This is a genomic window from Streptomyces sp. 3214.6 (assembly GCF_900129855.1).
Lineage (GTDB): Bacteria > Actinomycetota > Actinomycetes > Streptomycetales > Streptomycetaceae > Streptomyces > Streptomyces soliscabiei.
Genome location: NZ_LT670819.1, coordinates 1315452 through 1335616 on the forward strand (window position 1 = coordinate 1315452; position 20165 = coordinate 1335616).

At 70.8% G+C, this 20165-nt stretch carries 17 protein-coding genes and 1 pseudogene; 10 read left to right on the forward strand and 8 right to left on the reverse strand.

Annotated features, from left to right (window positions below; all coding sequences use genetic code 11):
* Window positions 1-206: 206 nt before the first annotated feature.
* Together B5557_RS05910 and B5557_RS05915 are read left to right on the forward strand one after the other, a co-directional pair.
* A complete protein-coding gene (locus tag B5557_RS05910; RefSeq protein WP_231976487.1) occupies window positions 207-1682 on the forward strand; it encodes an NF041680 family putative transposase in 1476 nt (491 codons plus the stop codon).
* 32 nt (window positions 1683-1714) lie between these two features.
* Entirely contained in the window at window positions 1715-1981 is a 267-nt protein-coding gene (locus B5557_RS05915; RefSeq protein ID WP_079658125.1) for a hypothetical protein, read from the forward strand.
* Window positions 1982-2813: 832 nt separating this feature from the next.
* Here B5557_RS05915 and B5557_RS05925 read toward each other — a convergent pair.
* On the reverse strand, window positions 2814-3065 hold the full coding sequence (locus B5557_RS05925; protein ID WP_079658126.1) for a hypothetical protein: 252 nt from the start codon (window positions 3063-3065) through the stop codon (window positions 2814-2816).
* Between the two features lie 165 nt (window positions 3066-3230).
* On the opposite strand from B5557_RS05925, the gene B5557_RS05930 reads away from it, so the two are divergent.
* From B5557_RS05930 to B5557_RS05940, 3 genes and pseudogenes are all read left to right on the forward strand, one after another.
* A complete protein-coding gene (locus B5557_RS05930; protein ID WP_079664613.1) occupies window positions 3231-3800 on the forward strand; it encodes a GNAT family N-acetyltransferase in 570 nt (189 codons plus the stop codon).
* A gap of 114 nt (window positions 3801-3914) precedes the next feature.
* A pseudogene (locus B5557_RS05935) lies at window positions 3915-4838 on the forward strand (transposase); the annotation flags it as partial.
* Between the two features lie 109 nt (window positions 4839-4947).
* On the forward strand, window positions 4948-5337 hold the full coding sequence (locus B5557_RS05940; RefSeq protein WP_079658127.1) for a nuclear transport factor 2 family protein: 390 nt from the start codon (window positions 4948-4950) through the stop codon (window positions 5335-5337).
* Window positions 5338-5445: 108 nt separating this feature from the next.
* Here the strand turns inward: B5557_RS05940 and B5557_RS05945 are convergent, their stop codons facing one another.
* On the reverse strand, window positions 5446-6426 hold the full coding sequence (locus tag B5557_RS05945; RefSeq protein ID WP_079658128.1) for an NADPH:quinone reductase: 981 nt from the start codon (window positions 6424-6426) through the stop codon (window positions 5446-5448).
* A gap of 41 nt (window positions 6427-6467) precedes the next feature.
* Entirely contained in the window at window positions 6468-7004 is a 537-nt protein-coding gene (locus tag B5557_RS05950; protein WP_079658129.1) for a PadR family transcriptional regulator, read from the reverse strand.
* A 108-nt stretch (window positions 7005-7112) separates the two neighbouring features.
* On the opposite strand from B5557_RS05950, the gene B5557_RS05955 reads away from it, so the two are divergent.
* Window positions 7113-7919 (forward strand): alpha/beta fold hydrolase, encoded by an 807-nt coding sequence (locus tag B5557_RS05955; protein WP_159424332.1) that lies wholly within the window; start codon window positions 7113-7115, stop codon window positions 7917-7919.
* 62 nt (window positions 7920-7981) lie between these two features.
* On the opposite strand, the gene B5557_RS05960 is transcribed toward B5557_RS05955, so the two are convergent.
* On the reverse strand, window positions 7982-9868 hold the full coding sequence (locus B5557_RS05960) for an ABC transporter ATP-binding protein (RefSeq protein ID WP_079658131.1): 1887 nt from the start codon (window positions 9866-9868) through the stop codon (window positions 7982-7984).
* A gap of 150 nt (window positions 9869-10018) precedes the next feature.
* Here B5557_RS05960 and B5557_RS05965 point away from each other — a divergent pair, with 150 nt between their 5' ends.
* Together B5557_RS05965 and B5557_RS05970 are read left to right on the forward strand one after the other, a co-directional pair.
* A complete protein-coding gene (locus B5557_RS05965) occupies window positions 10019-10984 on the forward strand; it encodes a lysylphosphatidylglycerol synthase transmembrane domain-containing protein (RefSeq protein WP_079658132.1) in 966 nt (321 codons plus the stop codon).
* Between the two features lie 308 nt (window positions 10985-11292).
* Complete coding sequence (locus tag B5557_RS05970) at window positions 11293-12390, forward strand: mechanosensitive ion channel family protein (RefSeq protein WP_079658133.1); 1098 nt, start codon at window positions 11293-11295, stop codon at window positions 12388-12390.
* A gap of 14 nt (window positions 12391-12404) precedes the next feature.
* On the opposite strand, the gene B5557_RS05975 is transcribed toward B5557_RS05970, so the two are convergent.
* The gene (locus B5557_RS05975) at window positions 12405-13991 is read right to left on the reverse strand and encodes a M1 family metallopeptidase (RefSeq protein WP_079658134.1); all 1587 of its coding nucleotides are present in this window, start codon (window positions 13989-13991) and stop codon (window positions 12405-12407) included.
* Window positions 13992-14202: 211 nt separating this feature from the next.
* Between B5557_RS05975 and B5557_RS05980 the strand changes: the two genes are divergently transcribed.
* On the forward strand, window positions 14203-16425 hold the full coding sequence (locus tag B5557_RS05980) for an NADP-dependent isocitrate dehydrogenase (protein ID WP_079658135.1): 2223 nt from the start codon (window positions 14203-14205) through the stop codon (window positions 16423-16425).
* Between the two features lie 98 nt (window positions 16426-16523).
* Window positions 16524-17324, forward strand: coding sequence for an N-formylglutamate amidohydrolase (locus tag B5557_RS05985; RefSeq protein WP_079658136.1), 801 nt, complete (start codon window positions 16524-16526; stop codon window positions 17322-17324).
* Window positions 17325-17442: 118 nt separating this feature from the next.
* Here B5557_RS05985 and B5557_RS05990 read toward each other — a convergent pair whose 3' ends face one another.
* The 3 genes from B5557_RS05990 to B5557_RS06000 are packed head-to-tail and all read right to left on the reverse strand — an operon-like array spanning window position 17443 to window position 20040.
* Complete coding sequence (locus B5557_RS05990; protein ID WP_107472702.1) at window positions 17443-17958, reverse strand: hypothetical protein; 516 nt, start codon at window positions 17956-17958, stop codon at window positions 17443-17445.
* 5 nt (window positions 17959-17963) lie between these two features.
* Window positions 17964-18602 (reverse strand): RNA polymerase sigma factor, encoded by a 639-nt coding sequence (locus B5557_RS05995; protein WP_173877641.1) that lies wholly within the window; start codon window positions 18600-18602, stop codon window positions 17964-17966.
* 7 nt (window positions 18603-18609) lie between these two features.
* Entirely contained in the window at window positions 18610-20040 is a 1431-nt protein-coding gene (locus B5557_RS06000) for a S8/S53 family peptidase (protein ID WP_079658138.1), read from the reverse strand.
* Between the last annotated feature and the right edge of the window lie 125 nt (window positions 20041-20165).

Below are 20165 nucleotides of genomic sequence, written 5' to 3' on the forward strand. Positions count from 1 at the left end.
CGCCTTGATGTCCTCCGGGTCGTACCCGGCGGCGAAGGTGCGCTGGGGACGGGGTATTGGTGTAGTGCTCTTGGCTTGTCGTTTATGGTCCGGTGTCGAACGCGGCTCGAACTTGGTCGGCGTTTTCGCAGTCCAGCGGACGTGAAGGCGGCCTCCGTCTGATCCTGTGCTCCGTCACAGAGTGGATCAGCGCGAAGGCCGTGGTCGTGAGTTTGGTGCATCAGGGCGTCCTGCGGGATGCGTTCGCGGAAGTGTCACACTTCCGGTCGGAGCTGTACGCGTGTCTGACCGCGCGGGGCGACGCGTTGTTCGAGTTGTGCGACGCGCTGTTGTGCACGGACGGGCCAGTGCGGACGCTGGTTGATCTCGCGCTCGCTCCTGAACACCGTCGTGGTCACGGGGCTCTGTACGGCGGGCTGAACCAGGGTCGGATCGATGTCGCGAGGTTGCGTCGTGCCCTCGTCGGGGTGCCGTTGCCGAGGGCGGCGGATGGTCGGCTGGTGCTGGCGGTGGATGTCTCGCCGTGGCTGCGGCCGGACGCCAACACGTGTGCTGACCGGGCCTTTTGCCACACGTTCGGCCGGGGTGAGGGCAAGCACCAGATGGTGCCCGGCTGGCCGTACTCGGTGGTGGCCGCGCTAGAGACCGGCCGCACGTCCTGGACGGCGGTGCTGGACGCGGTCCGCCTGGAGCCCGGCGCCGATGTCGCTGCGGTGACCACGGTGCAGGTCCGCGAGGTCATTGAGCGGCTGGTCGTCGCCGGCCAGTGGCGACCGGGTGACCCGGAGGTCCTGGTCGTGCTGGACGCGGGATACGACGCTCCGCGCATCGCCCACCTGCTGGCGGGGCTGCCCGTCGAGATCGTCGGGCGGCTCCGTTCGGACCGCGTGATGCGGCGTCCGGCACCCTCCCGCAAAGAGTTCGGCCTGGCCAACCCCAAGGGCGGCAGACCGCCCAAGCACGGCGGCGAGTTCGTCTTCGGCGACCCCACAACCTGGGGCGCTGAGCAGGCAGTGACGACTACGGACACCCGGCTCTATGGGAAGGCGACTGCGCAGGCGTGGGACCGGCTGCACCCGCGGCTGACCCGCCGGGCTGCATGGCTCGACCACGCCGGGCCGCTACCCCTCATCGAGGGCACAGTCATCCGCTTGGTCGTGGAGAAGCTGCCGTCCGGTGGAGTCAACAAGCCGGTCTGGCTGTGGTGGTCAGGCACCGGCGCCACCGAAGCGGACGTCGAACGCTGCTGGCAGTCCTTCCTCCGCCGCTTCGATATCGAGCACACATTTCGCCTGTTCAAGCAGACTCTTGGCTGGACCAAGCCCCGGCTCCGCGACTCGGAGGCGGCCGACCGGTGGACATGGTTGGTGATCGCCGCCTATGCCCAGCTCCGGCTCGCCCGCCCACTGGCCACCGACCTGCGGCGGCCTTGGGAGAAGCCGGCCGAACCGAACAGACTGACACCCGCCCGCGTCCGCAGAGGCTTCAGAAACCTGCACGCGAAGACCGGGTCACCAGCCGGTGCACCGAAACCGTCCCGGCCCGGACCAGGCCGCCCTCCGGGTTCGAAGAACCGCCGCCAAGCCACCCGCCATGACGTGGGCAGAGTCCTTGCCACCGGCGAGGCATACAGCCGACCCGCCCACCACAAGATCGGCACCAAACCCCGCAGGACAGGCTGACAAACGACTTCGAGCATCAGCACACTGAGCGGATGCGCTACGAGGAGAAAGCGAAGCTCATCACAGCAAGGGCCCTGGTCCCGGTGGCCATCCTTGTCACCTCGCCAGTGCTGCTGATAGCCGGAGCGCCGATCCGTCGCCGGTACCTCCGCTACGTCTACCGGGATGAAGCCCCACTGATCCTGGACAAAAAGCACGGCCGAATCAGCGTCCACTGGTTCGTGGTCACCAGCCCTCTTCTCGAATGGCTCTGCTGGCCCACAGAGTCACTCGCTCGACTCATCTCACGCCGACGTTAAACGACAAGCTTGGAGCTTGTCGTGCATGTCCTCCACGCGGGCCGTGAGGTAGCGCCCGGTGGTGTCGAGGTGAGCGTGCCGCAAGATCGTCTGTGCCTCGGCGAGGGTGAGCCGTTCGTCTCCGGCCATCCTGACCGCTGCCGTATGGCGAGCGTCGTGCGAACAGTTCGTCCCACAGGTGGTCGGGGATTGACCGCGGGGCCTGCACCGGCACCTTTTGCCGCAGCCGACCCCGCCGCAACACCGGCACCGGCTCCAGCGAAGAACGGTGCGCGAGAGCCTGACGGTGCCCGCGCGAGGCCGGCACCGGATTGACCGCCGGACCGGCACCGAACCGCGCATGAAACGCATAGAACCCGCTGACTACGCTGAGATTGTGGTTGATCGTGCTCGGCGCGTACCCCTCCCGGAGCGACGGCTTGCCGGTCTTCAGATTCACCGACCCCGCAGGGGGAGACGCACCGTTCCGCTTGCGCAACCGCTGCGGGTTGCACGCTTCCCGCAGCCAGCCGACCAGCGCCGCGACCTCGGCCTCCGTGGCCCTGTCCCAGGAGATCTGCAGAAACCAGAGCAGCCGGTGCCATCGCAACAGCCCGAACCCGTAGCTCCGGCAGGTCAGCGGGCTGACGTCCCCCAGCATCAGATCCCTCAGGTAGGCACTGACCGGCCTGACTTCGCAGCCGCCAGCGTCCAGCAGGACGAACGGAAGGTCTCTCGTCGTCCCTGCGGCCACGGCTCCGACTTCAGGAAGCGAGCACTTCCCCTCCATCAGGGCACGTCTTACGTCCTCCACCACACCACGCACCTGGAAGGACCAGGCGATCCGCCTGGTTCACGATCGGGACATGGTGCAGTTAACAGGTCGGAACCACCGGAGCAGATCCATGCCGTACGACCGGATCGTGGTCGCCGGCCGGCTGGCCGCCTGCAACTCGGCGAAGAACGACGCGACCGGGGCGACCGGCAAGCCGCTCGGATCAAGCAGCTGGTACGGCTCATGCAGCTGGCCCGTCTCGGCCAACCGACCGATCTCAGGCAGCACGAAGCGCGACAGATCCCGCCCGGGACCCAGCGGATCAACCATGGCGGGGAAGCTGGGAGCGTGGGTCAGTAAACAACTCCTGGAACGCCGCGCCTCGTGGTGAAGTGCGGCTGCCGAGCGCTGCTCTTGAAAAGGCGTGGCTGCCGGGCAGTCGTGATGCGAAAATCAGTCCGCAACTTGATCCACATCCGCGTCCCGGAGGTCTGCATGGACGTCGCCTCGCTGCTGCCGTTGACCACGGCCCGGTTGTCGCTGCGTCTGTTCACTCCCGGCGACGCCGACGACCTTTACGCCTACCAGAGCCTGCCGAGCGTGGCGCGCTACTTGTACCGGCCGGCGCACACGCGTGAGCGCAGCGAGCAGGTTGCCGCCGAGCGCGCGGCGCAGACGGCCTGGCACGCCGACGGGGACAGGCTGGCGCTCGCTGTCTGCCGACGCGATGAGCCCGGCGTCCTTGGCGAGGTGAGCCTCGCCCTGGCCGATGCCCGCGCCGCCCAGGCCGAGATCGGCTGGACTCTCGACCCAGGTCACCAGGGGCACGGCTACGCGACCGAGGCGGCCGCGGCGCTGGCCGGGTTTGCCTTCGACACGCTGGGCGTGCACCGGCTCTACGCCCGGCTGGATGTGGAGAACACCGGGTCTGTGCGGGTCTGTGAGCGCCTCGGGATGCGCCGGGAGGCGCACCTGGTCGAGAACGACCTCGACGGGGATCGCTGGGGCAGCGAGTACATCTACGCGGCGCTGTCCGCGGATCTTGGCGGTCGATCAGGCGATTGAGCTCAACGCCGCCTCCTGTTCGTGATCTTCCATATGGGTATGTCAGGTGGGGATGGCCTGTTCGAGGTGGATCCGGCGGCGGTGGTGAAGCCGGAGACCACGCCGACGGTGGCGGTGAAGAAGACCTTCCGGGCGTTCGTCCCCGATCAGATGCTGATGCTGCCGCCGTCACTGGATGAGTGGCTGCCCGAGGGGCATCTGGCCCGATTCGTGGCCGAACTGGTCGACGAGGTGCTCGACCTGGGCCCGATCCTGGCGTCCTACACCGAGAAGCGCGGGTTCCCGCCGTATGACCCGCGGTTGATGGTCCGGCTGCTGATCTACGGGTACACCACCGGAGTGCGCTCGTCGCAGGCGATCGAGCGCAAGTGCACCGATGATGTGGCCTTCCGCTATCTGGCCGCGGGGGCGGGGCCGGACTACCGGTCGATATCCCGGTTCAGGGCCCGGCACCTGGACGCCCTGGCCGGGATCTTCACCCAGTCGCTGCGCCTGGCGCAGCGACTGGGCATGGTCAAGATGGGCCGGGTCGCACTCGACGGCACGAAACTGCAGGCCAACGCCTCCAAGCACAAGGCGATGAGCTACAACCGGCTGGTGGAGAAGGAAGAACGCCTCGAAGCCGAGATCGCAGGCCTCGAGGCGGCGGCCGCCGGCCTGATGGCCGATGCCGAGGCTCTCGATGCCGCCGAGGACGAGCGGTTCGGGCCCGACGGCAAGGACACAGACCTGCCCGCCGAACTCGACCGCAGGGAAAAGCGCCTGGCCAGGTTGCAGACCGCCCGCGCGCAGATCGAGGCCGAGGCCGCCGAGAAGGCCCGCAAGCACGCCGAGGACAAGGAGCGGCGACGCCAAGAGCGTGCCGGGACCGACGAACCCGAGGCGGTGGCCGAAGCCGGCGACTTGGCGGCCGAAACCGCGCGGCCGAAGGACAAGGCGCAGGCCAACTTCACCGACCCCGAATCGCGCATCATGAAGAACGGGGCCGGCGCGTTCATCGCGCTCAAGGGCGGTGGCGCGGAGCTGCCCGACCGCCACTACCACGCCTCACGGCGCCGGGGCGAGGCTGCCCAGCGGCATGCGGACACCCTGCGGTTCGTGTTGTTCGAGGCCAGGCCCGCGGGGCTGTTGTTCCCCCAGTTGACCCGTGCCTGTGGCCGACGTCGTCCGCCGGCAGTACCTCGCCTCGGCGGCGGGCGACCTGGAGGCCCTGCGCGCCACCCTCGCCCCCGACGTCGAGTGGACCGAGATGGCGGGCTTCCCCCTGGCGGGCACCTACCGCACGCCTGACGGGGTCACCTCCCATGTGATGGCGAAGCTCGCCCAGGACTGGGACGGCTGGACCGCCCACGACGACAGCTACGTCGTCGACGGCGAGAACGTCGTCGTCCTGGCCCGCTACACCGCCGTCAACAAGGTGACCGGGAAACGACTCGCCGTCCGCGTCGCCCACCACTTCGTCGTCCGCGGCGGCAGGATCGTCCGCTTCGAACAGTTCGTGGACACCGCCCTCGTACGCGATGTCATGGAGGGCTGACAGGGCCCGGCGCCGGTCTCAACGACACGCGGCCCGCGCCGACTTCCACCCCGCCCGCAGCACCCTCATGCTCAACTGCGGGGATGAGGAGATCCCGCCAGAGTTTCTCTACTGGGGGATGTCGATCAGGACGCGGCCGCGGCCGCCGGCGTCGATGCGGTCGTGGGCCTCGGCGATGCCGGCGAGCGGGAAACGGTCGCCGACGTCGACGGTGAGGGCGCCGACGGCGGCCGCGGCGGTGAGGTCGCGGGCGGCCTGTCGTCTGGCCTGGTCGGGGAAGTCGTCGCTGCCGAGCAGGCGCAGGGTGACGTTGTTGAACAGCAACGTCCAGAACGGGATCTCGGTGCGGTCGTCGCGGGTGGCGTACGCGGCGATGACGGCGCCGTTCGCGGCGACGGCGTCGTCCAGGTCGGCGTTGTCGGACAGGGCGACCTCGATGATCCGGTCCACGCCGTCGGGTGCGTGGGCGCGGATCGCGGCGGCCGGGTCGCCCGAGTCGAGGGCGACGGCGTGGGAGACGACCGCGGGATCGATCCGGTCCCGGTCGGCGCCGCGTCGCACGGTGCCGATGACCGTGGCCCCGCCCCAGCGGGCGAGCTGGGCGGCCAGCGAGCCGACCCCGCCGAGGACGCCGTTGACCAGCACGAGTTTGCCGTCGACGGGGCCGTCGGCGAAGACGGTGCGATGCGCGGTGATGCCGGGGATGCCCAGGCTCGCGCCGAGGTCGTCGGGCAGGTGGTCGGGCAGCGGGACGGCGAGGTCGCCGGGGACGACGGTGTACTGGGCGGCGGTGCCGAAGGGGCGGTAGGACTGGGCGCCGTACACCCACACGCGCTGCCCGACGCGGCGTGCGTCGACGCCGTCGCCCACGGAGTCGATGATGCCGGCGGCGTCGCTGTGCGGGATCACCCGCGGACAGGGCATGGCCGAGCCGGTCCAGCCGCGCCGCTTCTTGGTGTCGCCGGGGTTGGCGCCGGAGACGGTGACACGGACACGGACCTCACCGGGGCCGGGGACGGGGTCGGGCAGCTCACCGAGCTGGAGCACCTCGGCGGCCGGGCCCTGCTGGTCGTACCAGGACGCAAGCATGTTCAGTCCTTCCGATTTCGGGTGTGGGTCTGGGGGCCGGGCTACTCGTCCGCCCCTCGGATGCCGTCGCCGTCCAGGACCTCGTGGAGCCAGGCGCGCTCGGCGCGGCTGATGGCGCGGGCGGTGAGCAGCATGCCGCGCCGGTAGGGATCACTGACCTGCTCGGCGCGCAGCGGCGCGTCGCCGTCGTAGAAGAAGCTGGCGGGGGCCTCCAGGAAGTCCAGGCGGCGGCGCAGCACGGCACGTTGCTCGGCGCTGTCGGGCAGCAGCGAGAGGAACGCCAGGATCGTGAACCAGCGGGAGAAGTCGGTGATCTCGTGCTCGGCCGGTTCCCGCAGCCGCCGCAGCATGTCCTCGCGTCCTGCCGCGGTCAGGTTCAGCACGTACCGGCCGCCGCCCGCCTCGCGTGCAGGGCGCCGTTCGATCAGCCCCGCCTTCGTCAGCCGGTTGATCGCCGGGTACAGGGTGCCGTCGCTGACCGGACGGCTGTAGCCGGTCAGGTGTGTGATGCGGCGGCGCAGCTCGTGACCGGGCACGGGGCCTTCGGCGAGGAAACCAAGGATCGCGAGTTCCAGCATGCCCCCAGGATCTCACATCGAAACGATGAGTACATCGTTTCGATGTTACGGTCGATGGGTGCCCGCGCCGCACCCCTCCCCGAGAGCACGACACAAGGAAGAAGAACCATGACGGCCCATGCTCCCCACCAGGCCCACGTCACCTCCACCAACGGCACAAAGATCGCCGTCACGATCACCGGCCAGGGCCGCCCCCTGGTCGTCTCCCCGGGCGCTCTCAACGCCGCCCAGGACTGGCAGGTGCTCGCCGATCTGCTGGCCCCGCGCTTCGCCACCTACGCGATCGACCGCCGTGGCCGGGGGGCCAGCGGCGACACCGGCGAGCACACCATCCAGCGGGAGGCCGACGACATCGCCGCCGTCCTCGACCTCGCCGGGCCCGACGCGATCCTGCTCGGCCACTCCTACGGCGGACTGGTCACCCTCGCCCACGCCCTGCACCGGCCCCCGGCGGCCTTCATCCTCTACGAGCCCCCGATCCCGCTGGGCGGCCCCATCGGCGGCGACACCCTTGCCCCCTTTGAGGAGGCCGTCCAGGCCGGCGACCTCGACCAGGCCCTCGCCCTCGGGCTGCGGAACTTCCTGAAGCTTCCCGAGGAAGCCATCGAGGAGTTCCGCCAGACCCCGTTCTGGGACATCCGCGCGTCCATGACCCCGACCTGGGCCCGCGAGATGCGCGCCATGGACAGCTTCGGCGACGACCTCGCCCGCTTCGCGGCCCTCGACATCCCGACGCTCCTCGTGATCGGCGAACTCAGCCCCCGCTGGCTGACCGACGTCTCCCGCCGCCTGCACCAGGCCCTGCCCGACGCCCGACTCGTCGAGATCCCCGGCGAAGCCCACGACGCCTTCCTCACCGGCCCCCACGCCCTCGCCGACGTCATCACCGCTTTCGCCGACGTCCTGCCTGCTTAGGGCCTGTCCGGCGGATCATGCCGCAGACGCGGGGCGTGGCACGCCCACCTGCGGCGTGGGCTTCACAGCGCGGCGGCCTCCGTGATCCCCGGCTCCTGGAACTGCGTGCGGTACAGCTCCGCGTACCGTCCGCCCGCCGTCAGCAGTTCCTCGTGCGTGCCGCGTTCCACGATCCGGCCGGACTCGACGACGAGGATCAGGTCGGCGGCGCGCACGGTGGACAGGCGGTGGGCGATGACGACCGCGGTGCGGTCCGCGAGCGCCTCGGCGAGGGCCTCCTGGACGGCCGCCTCGGAGGTGTTGTCGAGGTGGGCGGTGGCCTCGTCGAGGATGACGACGCGCTGACGGGCCAGCAGCAGCCGGGCGATGGTCATGCGCTGGCGTTCGCCGCCGGAGAGGCGGTAGCCGCGTTCGCCGACGACGGTGTCGAGGCCGTCGGGCAGCGAGCGGACGAGGTCGTCGAGGCGGGAGCGGCGCAGGGCGTCCCAGAGGTCGTCCTCGGTGGCCGTCGGACGGGCGAGCAGGAGGTTCGCGCGGACGGTGTCGTGGAAGAGGTGGCCGTCCTGGGTGACCATGCCGAGGGTGGCCCGCAGGGAGCCCGCGCTCAGGTCACGGACGTCGATCCCGCCGATGCGGACGGCGCCGGCGTCGACGTCGTAGAGGCGCGGCAGGAGTTGCGCGATGGTGGACTTGCCGGCGCCGGAGGAGCCGACGAGGGCGACGGTCTGCCCGGGGTCGGCGCGGAAGGAGACGCCGTGCAGGACCTCGGCGCCGTCGCGGGTGTCGAGGACGGCGACCTCCTCCAGGGAGGCGAGGGAGACCTTGTCGGCGGACGGGTAGCCGAAACGGACGTCGTCGAACTCCACGGAGACGGGGCCCTCGGGGACCTCGCGGGCGTCCGCTTTCTCCTCGATGAGCGGCTTCAGGTCGAGCACCTCGAAGACCCGCTCGAAGCTGACCAGCGCGCTCATCACCTCCACGCGGGCCCCGGCGAGGGAGGTGAGCGGGGCGTAGAGGCGGGTCAGGAGCAGGGCGAGGGCGACGACGTCACCCGGTTCGAGGGTGCCCTTCAGGGCGAGGTGGCCGCCGAGTCCGTAGACGAGGGCGAGGGCCAGGGCGGAGACGAGGGTCAGGGCGGTGATGAAGACCGACTGCGCGGTGGCCGTGCGCACGCCGATGTCCCGGACCCGGGCGGCCCGCGCCGCGAACTCCACCGACTCCTGCTCCGGGCGGCCGAACAGCTTGATCAGGGTGGCGCCGGGCGCCGAGAAGCGCTCGGTCATCCGGGTGCCCATCGCCGCGTTGAGCGCGGCCGCCTCCCGCTGCATGCCGGCCATCCGGCTGCCCATGCGGCGCGCCGGGATCACGAACACCGGCAGCAGGGCGAGCGCGAGCAGTGTGACCTGCCAGGACAGGGTGAGCATGACGGCGAGGGTGAGGACCAGGGTGACCAGGTTGGAGACCACTCCGGAGAGCGTGTTGCTGAAGGCCCGCTGGGCGCCGATCACGTCGTTGTTGAGTCGGGAGACGAGCGCTCCCGTACGGGTACGTGTGAAGAACGCGACCGGCATCCGCTGCACATGATCGAACACGGCCGTGCGCAGATCGAGGATGAGCCCCTCCCCGAGCGTCGACGAGAGCCTCCTGCCCAGGATGCCGAGCGCCGCCTCCAGCACCGCGATGCCCGCGATGAGCAGGGCGAGTCGGACGACCCGGTCGGCGTCGCCGTGCGACACGATCGCGTCGACGACCCACCCGGCGAGGACGGGGGTGGCCACGGCGAGCAGTGCGGTCATCACCCCCAGCACGACGAACAGCGCGATCCGGCGGCGGTGCGGGCGGGCGAACTCGCCGATGCGGCGCAGCGCCGCACGGTCGAAGGGGCGGCGTTCCTGCTGGGCGTTCATGACGCTGTGCAGCTGCATCCACGCCGTGGTTTCCATGCTCATAGGACTGACCGTAGAACCTCAAGCAACCTTGAGGTCAACGTTCTCCCCATATGGACAAAGGATCAGAGGACGGACCCGATGACCGTACGCAATGTTCCGTCCCCGCTTACGCAACCCGCCGTTGGGGCCGTGCGGAGAACCTCTCCGAGTGTGACAGCGGTTCCCGTTCCCCCAGGCAGGCCGGCCCGGCGTGTGCCGGTGCGCCAGGTCCTGTGTCTGCTTCCGCTCCTGCTGGTCACCGTGGTCGCGGTGCGGCACCGGTCCGTCCTCGCCGAGGGTTTCGCGCAGTTGCGCGGAGCCGAGTGGCCCTGGCTGCTGGCCGCGGTCGGGGCGACGTGCCTGACGTGGGTCGCGGCGGCCGTCACCCGGCAGGGCGCGGTCGTGGAGCGGCTGCCCGGACGGCGGCTGCTGGCCACGCAGTTCGCGGCGGGCGCGGCCAACCACCTGCTGCCGACGGGCCTCGGCGCGGGCGCGGTCAACCTGCGGTTCATGACGGTGTGCGGGGTGCCGCTGGCTCGCTCCTCGGCGGCCCTCGCGCTGTATCTGCTGGCGGAGGGCGTGGCGAGGGTGGGTCTGCTGACCGTGCTGCTGCTCGTCTTCCCCGACGCGCTGCGGCTCGGTTCCCTGCTGCCCGACGGGGCGCTCGGCCCGTTGCTGGGCGCGCTCGCGGTGGTGGCGCTGGTGACGGCGGCCGTGCTCGCCTTCGTACGGCGGCTGCGGTCGGCGGTGTGTTCGTTCCTGCGCACCGCGCTCGGCGAGGCGCGCTCGGTGCACTCCCGGCCGGCCCGGGCGCTGGCCCTGTGGGGCGGCTCCCTGGCGTTCCCGGTGCTCCAGGCGGCCGGCCTCGCCGCGGTGGGTCAGGCATTGGGACTGCCGGTGCCGGTGGCGCACATGGCGGTCGCGTATCTGGCGGCGACGGTGGCGGTCGCGCTGGTGCCGACGCCGGGCGGGATCGGTTCGGTGGAGGCGGCGCTGGTGGTGGCCCTGGTGGCGGCGGGCGGCCCGGTGGCTCTCGCCACGGCCGTGGTCCTCGGCTACCGGATCATCACGGTGTGGCTGCCGCTGCTGCCGGGGGCGTTGACGCTGGGTGCGCTGGTGCGGATGAAGGTGATCTGACCCGACGCGGGAGCTCACGCCCGCGTACGCCGTCCCGGGTGCTCTCGCGTCCGTACGCGGGGACTGTTTTCGGCCGGGTTCGCGGAAACTGGACCGGTGGGACCCCCTGAGCTGCGGGATCCCTCCGCCGCGGCCGGTTCCTCGGGTACGAACTCCCGTGTCGGATACGGCAGGATGAGCGGTTGCGTCTTCTCTGCGGAGGGGCGCGACCGCACTTCCCGGAACCGAGCAGGTGACATCGTGACGAGACTTCACATCCGGCCGTCGGCGGCCCCGTGTGCCGCGGATCGACTTCCCGGAGGTGACCGGTGAACCGCACAGTGACTCTGGACGACGGCGTCATCGCCGGAATCGCTCTGGCCACCGGTCTGTTGGCGGCCTTCCTGTCGCGCACGCTGCTGCGCTGGCTGGCGAAGCACGCCAAGCGCACCAAGTGGAGCGGCGACGACGTCGTCGTGGACGCGCTGCGCACCGTGGTGCCGTGGGCGGCGATCGCCGGCGGTGCGGCGGCCGCGGGCGCGGCGCTGCCGCTGACGAAGGCCGTCCAGCACACCGTCAACCAGTGTCTGACGGTGCTGCTGATCTTCGTGGTGACGGTGTCGGCGGCGCGGGTCGTCGCCGGGCTGGTGCAGTCGGTGACGTCCTCGCGCTCCGGTGTCGCCGGGTCGGCCACGATCTTCGTGAACATCACCCGGATCCTGGTCCTGGCGATCGGCTTCCTGGTGGTGCTGCAGACGCTGGGCATCTCGATAGCCCCACTGCTGACCGCCCTGGGCGTCGGCGGTCTCGCCGTCGCGCTCGCCCTCCAGGACACCCTCGCGAACCTCTTCGCGGGCATCCACATCCTCGCCTCCAAGACCGTGCAGCCCGGCGACTACATCAAGCTGAGCAGCGGCGAGGAGGGCTACGTCGAGGACATCAACTGGCGGCAGACGACCGTGCGCGCGCTCTCCAACAACCTCGTCGTCATCCCCAACGGGCAGCTCGCCAAGACGAACATGACCAACTACATGCGTCCCGAGCAGGAGTTGACGATCCTGGTGCAGGTCGGCGTGGCCTACGACAGCGACCTGGAGCATGTGGAGCGCGTGACCACGGAGGTCATCGAGCAGGTCATGACGGGGGTGGAGGGCGCTCTTCCGCACCATGAACCCGCCATCCGCTTCCACACCTTCGGCGACTCGCGGATCGGCTTCACGGTGATCCTGGGCGTCGGCGAGTTCAGCGACCAGTACCGGATCAAGCACGAGTTCATCAAGCGCCTGCACCGCCGCTACCGCGAGGAGGGCATCCGGATCCCGGCGCCTGCCCGGACGGTGGCGTTGCAGCAGGGCACGGTGGTCATCCCGCAGCAGCGCACGCCCGACGACGTCGTGCAGGGCGAGGTGTCCGCCCTGCACGACTGACGGCGGCCGTCGCCTCAGAGGGTCGCGGAGTTCTCGTGCCAGTGCCCGCCCCTGCGACTGTGCGGGGCGGCCAGGGAGGTTTTCGCGGGCGTCACGGTCCAGTCCGGGTGGCCGGGCATGCGTGGCGTCCTCGTGCCGTACAGCCAGTCCCGCAGGAACCCGGACAGGTCCTGTCCGTACACCTTCGAGGCGACGGCGATGTAGTCCTCCGTCGTCGCCGAGGAGTTGCGGTACCGGTCCAGGAAGCAGCGCTCGATCGCGTGGAAGACGTCCTCGCCGACGACCTGACGCAGCGCGTACAGCACCAGGACGCCGCCCGTGTAGCGCTGGCTGTCGAAGAGGTTGACGGCGTTGGGGGCGGCGACCGGGCCCGAGTCGTGCCGCCACTGGTCACCGAGACCGTATGTGTACTTCATCCGGTCCTCGAACGTGTTGTAGCCGAGCGAGTCGGTCCAGCCGCGCTCGTAGCGGTAGAGCAGCCCGTAGAAGTCGGCGTGGCCCTCGTTGAGCCACAGGTCGGCCCAGGTGGCGGGGCTGACGCTGTTGCCGAACCAGGAGTGGACCAGCTCGTGCATCATGTGCGAGCCGATCTTCGGCTCCGCCTGGAGCAGGAAGTTCGGCTTGTACAGGGTGAGGGTCTGGGTCTCCAGACCGGTGAAGTCGAAGGCGTGCGGGTCGTCGGAGTTGCAGGGCAGCAGGCCGTACGTCTCGAAGGGGTAGGCCCCGAGCCGCGCCTCGATCCACTCGACCAGGCCCGGGGTGAGGGCGAGCGCGGGCTCCAGCGCCTCGGCCCGCGCGGTCGGGACGACGTCCCGCAGGGGCAGTCCGTGCGGTCCCCGGCGCTCCTTGACGACGTAGTCGCCGACCGTGATCTGCACCAGTTCGGTGGCGATCGGCGAGCGTGAGCGGTAGGTGTACGCGGTGCGGTCGCCGGCCAGGCGCTCGGTGCAGACGAGCGTGCCGCTCGCGACGGCGCGCAGCGCGGCCGGGACGGTGATCCGGCAGGTGAGGTCCGCCTTGTCCGACGGATGGTCGTTGCAGGGGAAGACGGTGTGCGCCGAGTCCGGCTGCGGGCAGACGGCGAACCCGTCCGGGGTGGGAACCCACGCGGTGTGCGGGAGTGTACGCCGCGGGTCCACCGTGTACGTCACGCACACGGTGACCCGGGCCCGGGCGTGCAGGGGCCGGGCAGGAGTGATCCGCAGTTTCTCGTCCACCTGCTCGAAGGCGGCCGTGCGGCCGTCGACGTGGACCGTGTGTATGTCCAGTCCGAGGGAGTCGAGCGAAAAGCGGCCGAGGGACTGGGCAGTGCGCAGCTCCAGGGTCGCCGTGGCGTCGACGAGGGTGGTCGTGGTGTCGTAGGAGAAGTCGAGGTGGTAGGCGGTGACGCGGTAGCCGTCGTTGCCGAGGGCCGGGAAGACGGGGTCGCCGAGGGTCTCGGGCGCCGGGTCGGCCCCGGTCTTCGCACCCGTGGCCTGCCCGCCCGTGTCGTGCACGTCCGTGTCCTGCACGTCCGCGTACGCCGTGTTTCCCCCGGTCAGCGCGGCTGTCGTGCCGATCAGGACGGCCGCCGGGGCCGTCACTCTGCTGCGATATCTCATGGTCCGCTTTCGGTCGGGCGGCCGGGTGGTCCGTCCGGCCGTCGGATGAGGTTCGACACTCTCTCCTGGCCATGACCTCGAAAACAGACGATTCGGTTGCACCGGGGCGACAACCGGACATCCCGGCCGTGGGGAGACCCCTGTCGAGCCGGACCCCGGCACGAGATATCTTGATGTCGAGCAATGTTGCAGACGTGGAGCGGAGCACCCGGTGACTGACTCGACCATCATCTATACGCACACTGACGAGGCCCCGGCCCTGGCGACGTATTCCTTCCTGCCGGTGGTCCAGGCGTACGCCGCGCAGGCCGGTGTCTCCGTGGAGACGCGGGACATCTCGCTGGCCGGGCGCATCATCGCCGTGTTCCCGGAGTACCTGACCGAGGACCAGCGCATCCCGGACGCCCTGCACGAGCTGGGCGAGCTGGCCAAGACGCCCGAGGCCAACATCATCAAGCTGCCGAACGTCTCGGCGTCGATCCCGCAGCTCAAGGCCGCGGTCGCCGAGCTGCAGGCGCAGGGCTACGCGCTCCCGAACTACCCGGACGACCCGAAGACCGACGAGGAGCGGGACATCCAGGCCCGCTACGACAAGGTCAAGGGCTCCGCCGTGAACCCGGTCCTGCGCGAGGGCAACTCCGACCGCCGCGCCCCCGCGTCGGTCAAGAACTACGCCAAGACCCACCCGCACCGCATGGGCGCCTGGTCGTCGGAGTCGAAGACCGACGTCGCCACCATGGGCGAGAACGACTTCCGCTCCACCGAGAAGTCCGCGGTGATCTCCGAGGCCGGCTCGCTCAGGATCGAGCTGGTCGCCGCGGACGGTTCCACGACCGTCCTGCGCGAGTCCGTACCCGTCCTGAAGGACGAGGTCGTCGACGCCTCCGTGCTGCACGTGGCCGCCCTGCGTGAGTTCCTCACCGCGCAGATCGCCCGCGCCAAGGCCGAGGACGTCCTGTTCTCGGTGCACCTCAAGGCCACGATGATGAAGGTCTCCGACCCGATCATCTTCGGTCACGTGGTCCGCGCGTTCTTCCCGAAGACGTTCGCGAAGTACGGCGAGGTCCTCGCCGGCGCCGGTCTGTCGCCGAACGACGGTCTGGGCGGCATCTTCAAGGGCCTGGAGACCCTGCCCCACTTCGGTGAGGAGATCAAGGCCTCCTTCGACGCCGAGCTCGCCGAGGGCCCGGCCCTGGCGATGGTCGACTCCGACAAGGGCATCACCAACCTGCACGTGCCGTCCGACGTCATCGTCGACGCCTCGATGCCGGCCATGATCCGCACCTCCGGCCACATGTGGGGCCCGGACGGCCAGGAGGCCGACACCCTCGCGGTCCTGCCCGACTCCTCCTACGCCGGCGTCTACCAGGCCGTGATCGAGGACTGCCGCGCCCACGGCGCCTACGACCCGTCCACCATGGGCTCGGTCCCGAACGTCGGTCTGATGGCGCAGAAGGCCGAGGAGTACGGCTCCCACGACAAGACCTTCGAGATCAAGGCGGCCGGCACGGTGCGCGTGGTCGACCAGGCCGGCAACGTGGTCATCGAGCAGGCGGTCGCCGAGGGCGACATCTTCCGCGCCTGCCAGACCAAGGACGCGCCGATCCGCGACTGGGTCAAGCTCGCCGTCACCCGCGCCCGCGCCACCGGCGACCCGGCCGTGTTCTGGCTGGACGAGACCCGCGCGCACGACGCCAACCTGATCGCCAAGGTCAACGCCTACCTGCCGGAGCACGACACCGAGGGCCTGGACATCCGTGTCCTCGCCCCGGTCGAGGCGACCAAGCTGTCGGTGGAGCGCATCCGCCGCGGCGAGAACACCATCTCCGTCACGGGCAACGTCCTGCGTGACTACCTGACCGACCTGTTCCCGATCCTGGAGCTGGGCACCAGCGCCAAGATGCTGTCGGTCGTCCCGCTGATGGCGGGCGGCGGCCTGTTCGAGACGGGCGCCGGCGGCTCCGCGCCGAAGCACGTCCAGCAGCTGGTCAAGGAGAACTACCTGCGCTGGGATTCCCTCGGCGAGTTCTTCGCGCTGGTTCCCTCCCTGGAGCAGTACGCGACGTTCACCGGTAACGCCCGCGCCCAGGTTCTCGCCGACACCCTCGACCGCGCCACGGCGACCTTCCTCAACGAGGACAAGTCCCCGACCCGTCGCGTCGGCGGTATCGACAACCGCGGCAGCCACTTCTACCTGTCTCTGTACTGGGCGCAGGAGCTGTCGACGCAGACCGACGACGCGGACCTGGCGAAGGCCTTCGCCCCGCTCGCCGAGACCCTCGCGGCGAACGAGCAGAAGATCGTCGACGAACTGCTCGCCGTCCAGGGCAAGCCGGCCGACATCGGCGGCTACTACCAGCCCGACCCGGCGAAGGCGGCGAAGGTCATGCGTCCGTCGCCCACCTGGACCGAGGCCCTGGCGACCCTGAACTGACCGTCACCCCGCACCACGCCTCCGCCCCGCCCGGCACCACCCGGCCGGGGCGGAGCCGCGTTCCCGGCTTTGCGGCCCACAGCCCCCGGAGCAGCCTCATGCCCCCCGCCGCCCCCTCCTTCGCGTTCCTGCCCGGCGCCGCCGCCTCCCCGGTGATCCTGCATGTGCCGCACTCGGCGCGGGAGATACCGGCCGAGGTACGCGCGGGCATCGTGCTGGACGACGCGGCACTGGAGCAGGAGCTGAACCACATCACCGACTCGCACACCGCTGAACTCGCCGAGGAGGCGGCCCGGCTGGCGGCCGTCACTCCCTGGCGGTTCGTCAACCGCCTGTCGCGACTGGTCGTCGACCCGGAGCGGTTCCCGGACGAACGGGAGGAGATGCGGGCCGTCGGCATGGGCGCCGTGTACACGAGGACCACGCACCGCGAGGTGCTGCGGCCCACGGACACCGACGCCGAACCACTGATCGCCCGCTACTTCCGGCCGTACGCGCAGGCGATGACCGATGCCGTCGCCGAGCGGCTGGCGGCCGTCGGGCGGGCCGTCGTCGTCGATGTGCACTCCTACCCCGGCGCGCCGCTGCCCTACGAGCTGCACGGCGAGGGACCGAGGCCGCCGGTGTGTCTGGGCACCGACGCCTTCCACACCCCGGCCGACCTGCTCGCCGCCGCACAGGAGGCGTTCGGGGCGGCGGTCGGGGAGACCGGGCTGGACAGCCCGTTCTCCGGGGCGTACGTGCCCCTGGAGTACTACGGGAAGGACCCTCGGGTGAGCGCGCTGATGGTGGAGATCCGCCGCGACACGTACATGACCGAGCCGGGCGGTCCGGCCGGTCCGGGGCTCACCCGGCTCGCCTCGGCGCTGGCGTCCCTCGTGACCGCCGTCACCGGCTGACCGCCGTCACCGGCTGACCGCCGTCACCGGCTGACCTCCGTCACCGGCTGACGTCCGGCTGGAGCACTTCCGCGCGACAGGCGGCCGGGGTCCGCTCGCGGGCGCGAGTTGTCGGGCCTCAGGCGCGCAGCCACTCCGTGACGACCACCTCCCCGCCGGTCCGCAGCCGCAGGGCGAACGGCCCGGTGGGCGGTGCGGGGCAGGCGAAGCGGCCCATGTCGTCGGCGCTGAGGGCGGCGCCCGCCCGGGGGCCGTGCAGGACCTCGATCGAGGCGGACTGGGGCGGCAGCAGCTGGCCCATGAGCCCCTCGCCGCTCACTTCGACGTCGACCGTCAGCCCACCCGTGTGGAAGGTCAGCATCCGCGGCACGTCCTCCGCTCCCCGCACCGGGATGGCGTCGACCAGCGAGTCGAACGTCAGCTCGGCGATCCGCGCGTCCAGGTCGTGCAGCGCGTAGGCCTCGATGGCGGCCCGGCGCAGCTCGGCCGGGACCGGGTCCAGGACGGCGGCGGCCCGGCGGAGTTCCTCCTCCAGGCGGTCGTGGTCGAACTCCTCGTCGACGAATGGGACTTCGCCGAAGATGTCGTCCCGCTCGTCGTCGTTCATGCCGTTCATGCCGTTCATGTCGCTCATGTCGCTCACCGTGCTCCCCGTGCGTCGAGTCGGGCGCGCAGCCGGCGCAGACATCGCTGGCGCATCGGTCCGATGCTGCCGACGGCGATGCCGAGCGCGGCCGACACCTCCTGATAGCTGGGCGGCGGTGAGGCGATCAGCACCCCCAGCAGTTGCCTGCAGCGCTCGCCGAGCGCCTCGAACTCCTGCCACAGGAAGCGGACGCGTTCGCTCTGCGCGGCCGCCTCCTCCGAGTCCAGGACCGACTGCTCCGGTGTGAGGTCCTCGCTGGCCCGGTCGAGCAGCTGAGGATCGTCGGTCGGCGTCAGCCGCCTCAGGCCCTTGATCACTTTCAGGCATTCGTTGCGCGCGGTGCTGGCGAGCCAGGAACCCGCCTTGTGCGGCTCGCGGATCCGGCCGAGATGCTGGGCGAAGCGGAACCAGACGGTCTGGTACACCTCGTGGCCGTCGGCGTCGGAGAGCCGGTGTGCGCGCACGACCGACCAGACCAACGGGCTCAACCCGTCCACCAGCGCTTTCCAGGCCGCCGTGTCACCGTCGACGGCGGACTGGACGAGCGCGCCGACATCAGTACGGTCCACGGTCCCACCCCTCGTGTACGGCCTGTCATCGTACGCCGTGGCGGGGCTTGTCCCGGACGTCATGAAGCCCTCACGCCGGGCCCACCGGGACCGGGCGCCAGGTGGCCGGAAGGAGGGCCGGGACGTGCGCCCCGCGCACCTCGGCGAACTCGGTGTTCGTGGCGAGCAGTCGGCGGGCGGCGGCACGGGGATCGCTCTCCTGGTGTGCGGTCATGCAGGCGGCGACGAGCCCTGCCACCACGGGAGTCGCGAAGGACGTCCCGCTCCAGGCGGCCAGCCCCTCGAACATCACCTGGTCCGGCTTGCCGGGGGTGAGCTGCTGCGCCTCGCTCAGCACACCGGTGTGGCGCGGGGAGCAGCAGGTGCAGGAGTAGGTGAAGCCGTAGCGGCAGGCCTCGTAGGTGGAGTGCTGGTAGACGTACGGGACGGGGGTGTCGAAGCCGGTGAGGGCGCTGGTGAGGCGCTCGCCGGGGGCGTAGGCCGTGACCCACGGACCGTGGTTGCTGAAGCAGGCGCCGAACTCGCCGTCGCCGCGCAGCGCGCCCACCGACAGCACCGCGTCGGCGTAGTCGGGCAGGGCGGCGTAGGCGGCCGGCCAGAAGGGGGCGGCGCTGGCGTTGTTGCCGGCTGCGGCGACCAACAGGGTGTCGTGCGCGCGGAGTTGCTCCATGAACGCGGCCACGCCGAGCAGGCCGTCGACGCGGCCGTTGGAGGTGCCGGCGGAGAGGCTGATGATGTCGGGCCAGCCGTCCTCGACGGCGTCGAAGAGCCTCTCGCCGAACTCCGACTCCAGGATCGCGCCGGCGTCGTTGAGGGTGTTCCGCACGGTGACGTCGGTGTCGGGGGCGACGGCCGCGATCAGTCCGGCGATGAACGTGCCGTGGCCCACGTACTGCTGGAGGATGCCGTCGTCGTCGGTCTCCCTGAGCTGCGCGTCGCCCTCGGTGCGGGCCAGCAGCGGGTAGGAGCGGTAGTCGTGCGTCAGGCCGGTGTCGACGACGAGCACGCCGACGGCGCCGGCCGGGCCGTCCGCCCCGTGAGCCGACCGGGCCGCGGCCGGGTTGGGCGGCTCGGTGCGCGGGACGGGCACCGGCTCGTCGCCGGGACAGGCGTTGACCGCGATGGACACCACGTGGTTGCGGCTGACCAGGCGGCGGCCCGTGCGTCCCTCCGCCTCCCGCAGCGCGCGCAGGGCCCCCGCCACGGTGTGGTCGGCGCCGCGGCCCCCCTGCCCGGGGTCGCCGACCCGGATGCGGGTGATCCCGGAGCGGTTGGACTGCGGGCCCGCCCGGCGCACCTGCTCCGGGACCAGGCCCTCGGTCGCGGTGAAGTGCGAGCGGACGGCGTCCTCGACGACCTGGGCCTCCTCCCCGTCGCGGGCGAGGACGACTCCCCTCTCGTAGATGAACTCGGCGGAGTCGTCCGGGCCCATCGCCAACGGGACGTCGGGCAGAGCGCGTTGGATCTGGTCGAACTGCTCGTGGAATCGCTGTGGTGCCATGGCATGTCCTCCCCTACAGCCGGTGGTCGTCAGCAAGACCCGCGAGGCGGTCGTCTGATACAGGTGATGCGACGACCGGTTCGGGTGGTGCGGTTGCGCAGTCGGGTGGTGCGGTTGCGGTCGCG

Excerpts from the sequence above, each read along its gene's own strand:
- B5557_RS05945 (WP_079658128.1), bottom strand. The coding sequence starts at position 6,426 with ATGCTTGCGTCCTGGTACGACCAGCAGGGCCCGGCCGCCGAGGTGCTC.
- B5557_RS05995 (WP_173877641.1), bottom strand. The coding sequence starts at position 18,602 with ATGACGTCCGGGACAAGCCCCGCCACGGCGTACGATGACAGGCCGTAC.
- B5557_RS05955 (WP_159424332.1), top strand. The coding sequence starts at position 7,113 with ATGACGGCCCATGCTCCCCACCAGGCCCACGTCACCTCCACCAACGGC.
- B5557_RS05915 (WP_079658125.1), top strand. The coding sequence starts at position 1,715 with ATGCGCTACGAGGAGAAAGCGAAGCTCATCACAGCAAGGGCCCTGGTC.
- B5557_RS05925 (WP_079658126.1), bottom strand. The coding sequence starts at position 3,065 with ATGGTTGATCCGCTGGGTCCCGGGCGGGATCTGTCGCGCTTCGTGCTG.
- B5557_RS05960 (WP_079658131.1), bottom strand. The coding sequence starts at position 9,868 with ATGAGCATGGAAACCACGGCGTGGATGCAGCTGCACAGCGTCATGAAC.
- B5557_RS06000 (WP_079658138.1), bottom strand. The coding sequence starts at position 20,040 with ATGGCACCACAGCGATTCCACGAGCAGTTCGACCAGATCCAACGCGCT.
- B5557_RS05930 (WP_079664613.1), top strand. The coding sequence starts at position 3,231 with ATGGACGTCGCCTCGCTGCTGCCGTTGACCACGGCCCGGTTGTCGCTG.
- B5557_RS05990 (WP_107472702.1), bottom strand. The coding sequence starts at position 17,958 with ATGAGCGACATGAACGGCATGAACGGCATGAACGACGACGAGCGGGAC.
- B5557_RS05985 (WP_079658136.1), top strand. The coding sequence starts at position 16,524 with ATGCCCCCCGCCGCCCCCTCCTTCGCGTTCCTGCCCGGCGCCGCCGCC.
- B5557_RS05950 (WP_079658129.1), bottom strand. The coding sequence starts at position 7,004 with ATGCTGGAACTCGCGATCCTTGGTTTCCTCGCCGAAGGCCCCGTGCCC.
- B5557_RS05975 (WP_079658134.1), bottom strand. The coding sequence starts at position 13,991 with ATGAGATATCGCAGCAGAGTGACGGCCCCGGCGGCCGTCCTGATCGGC.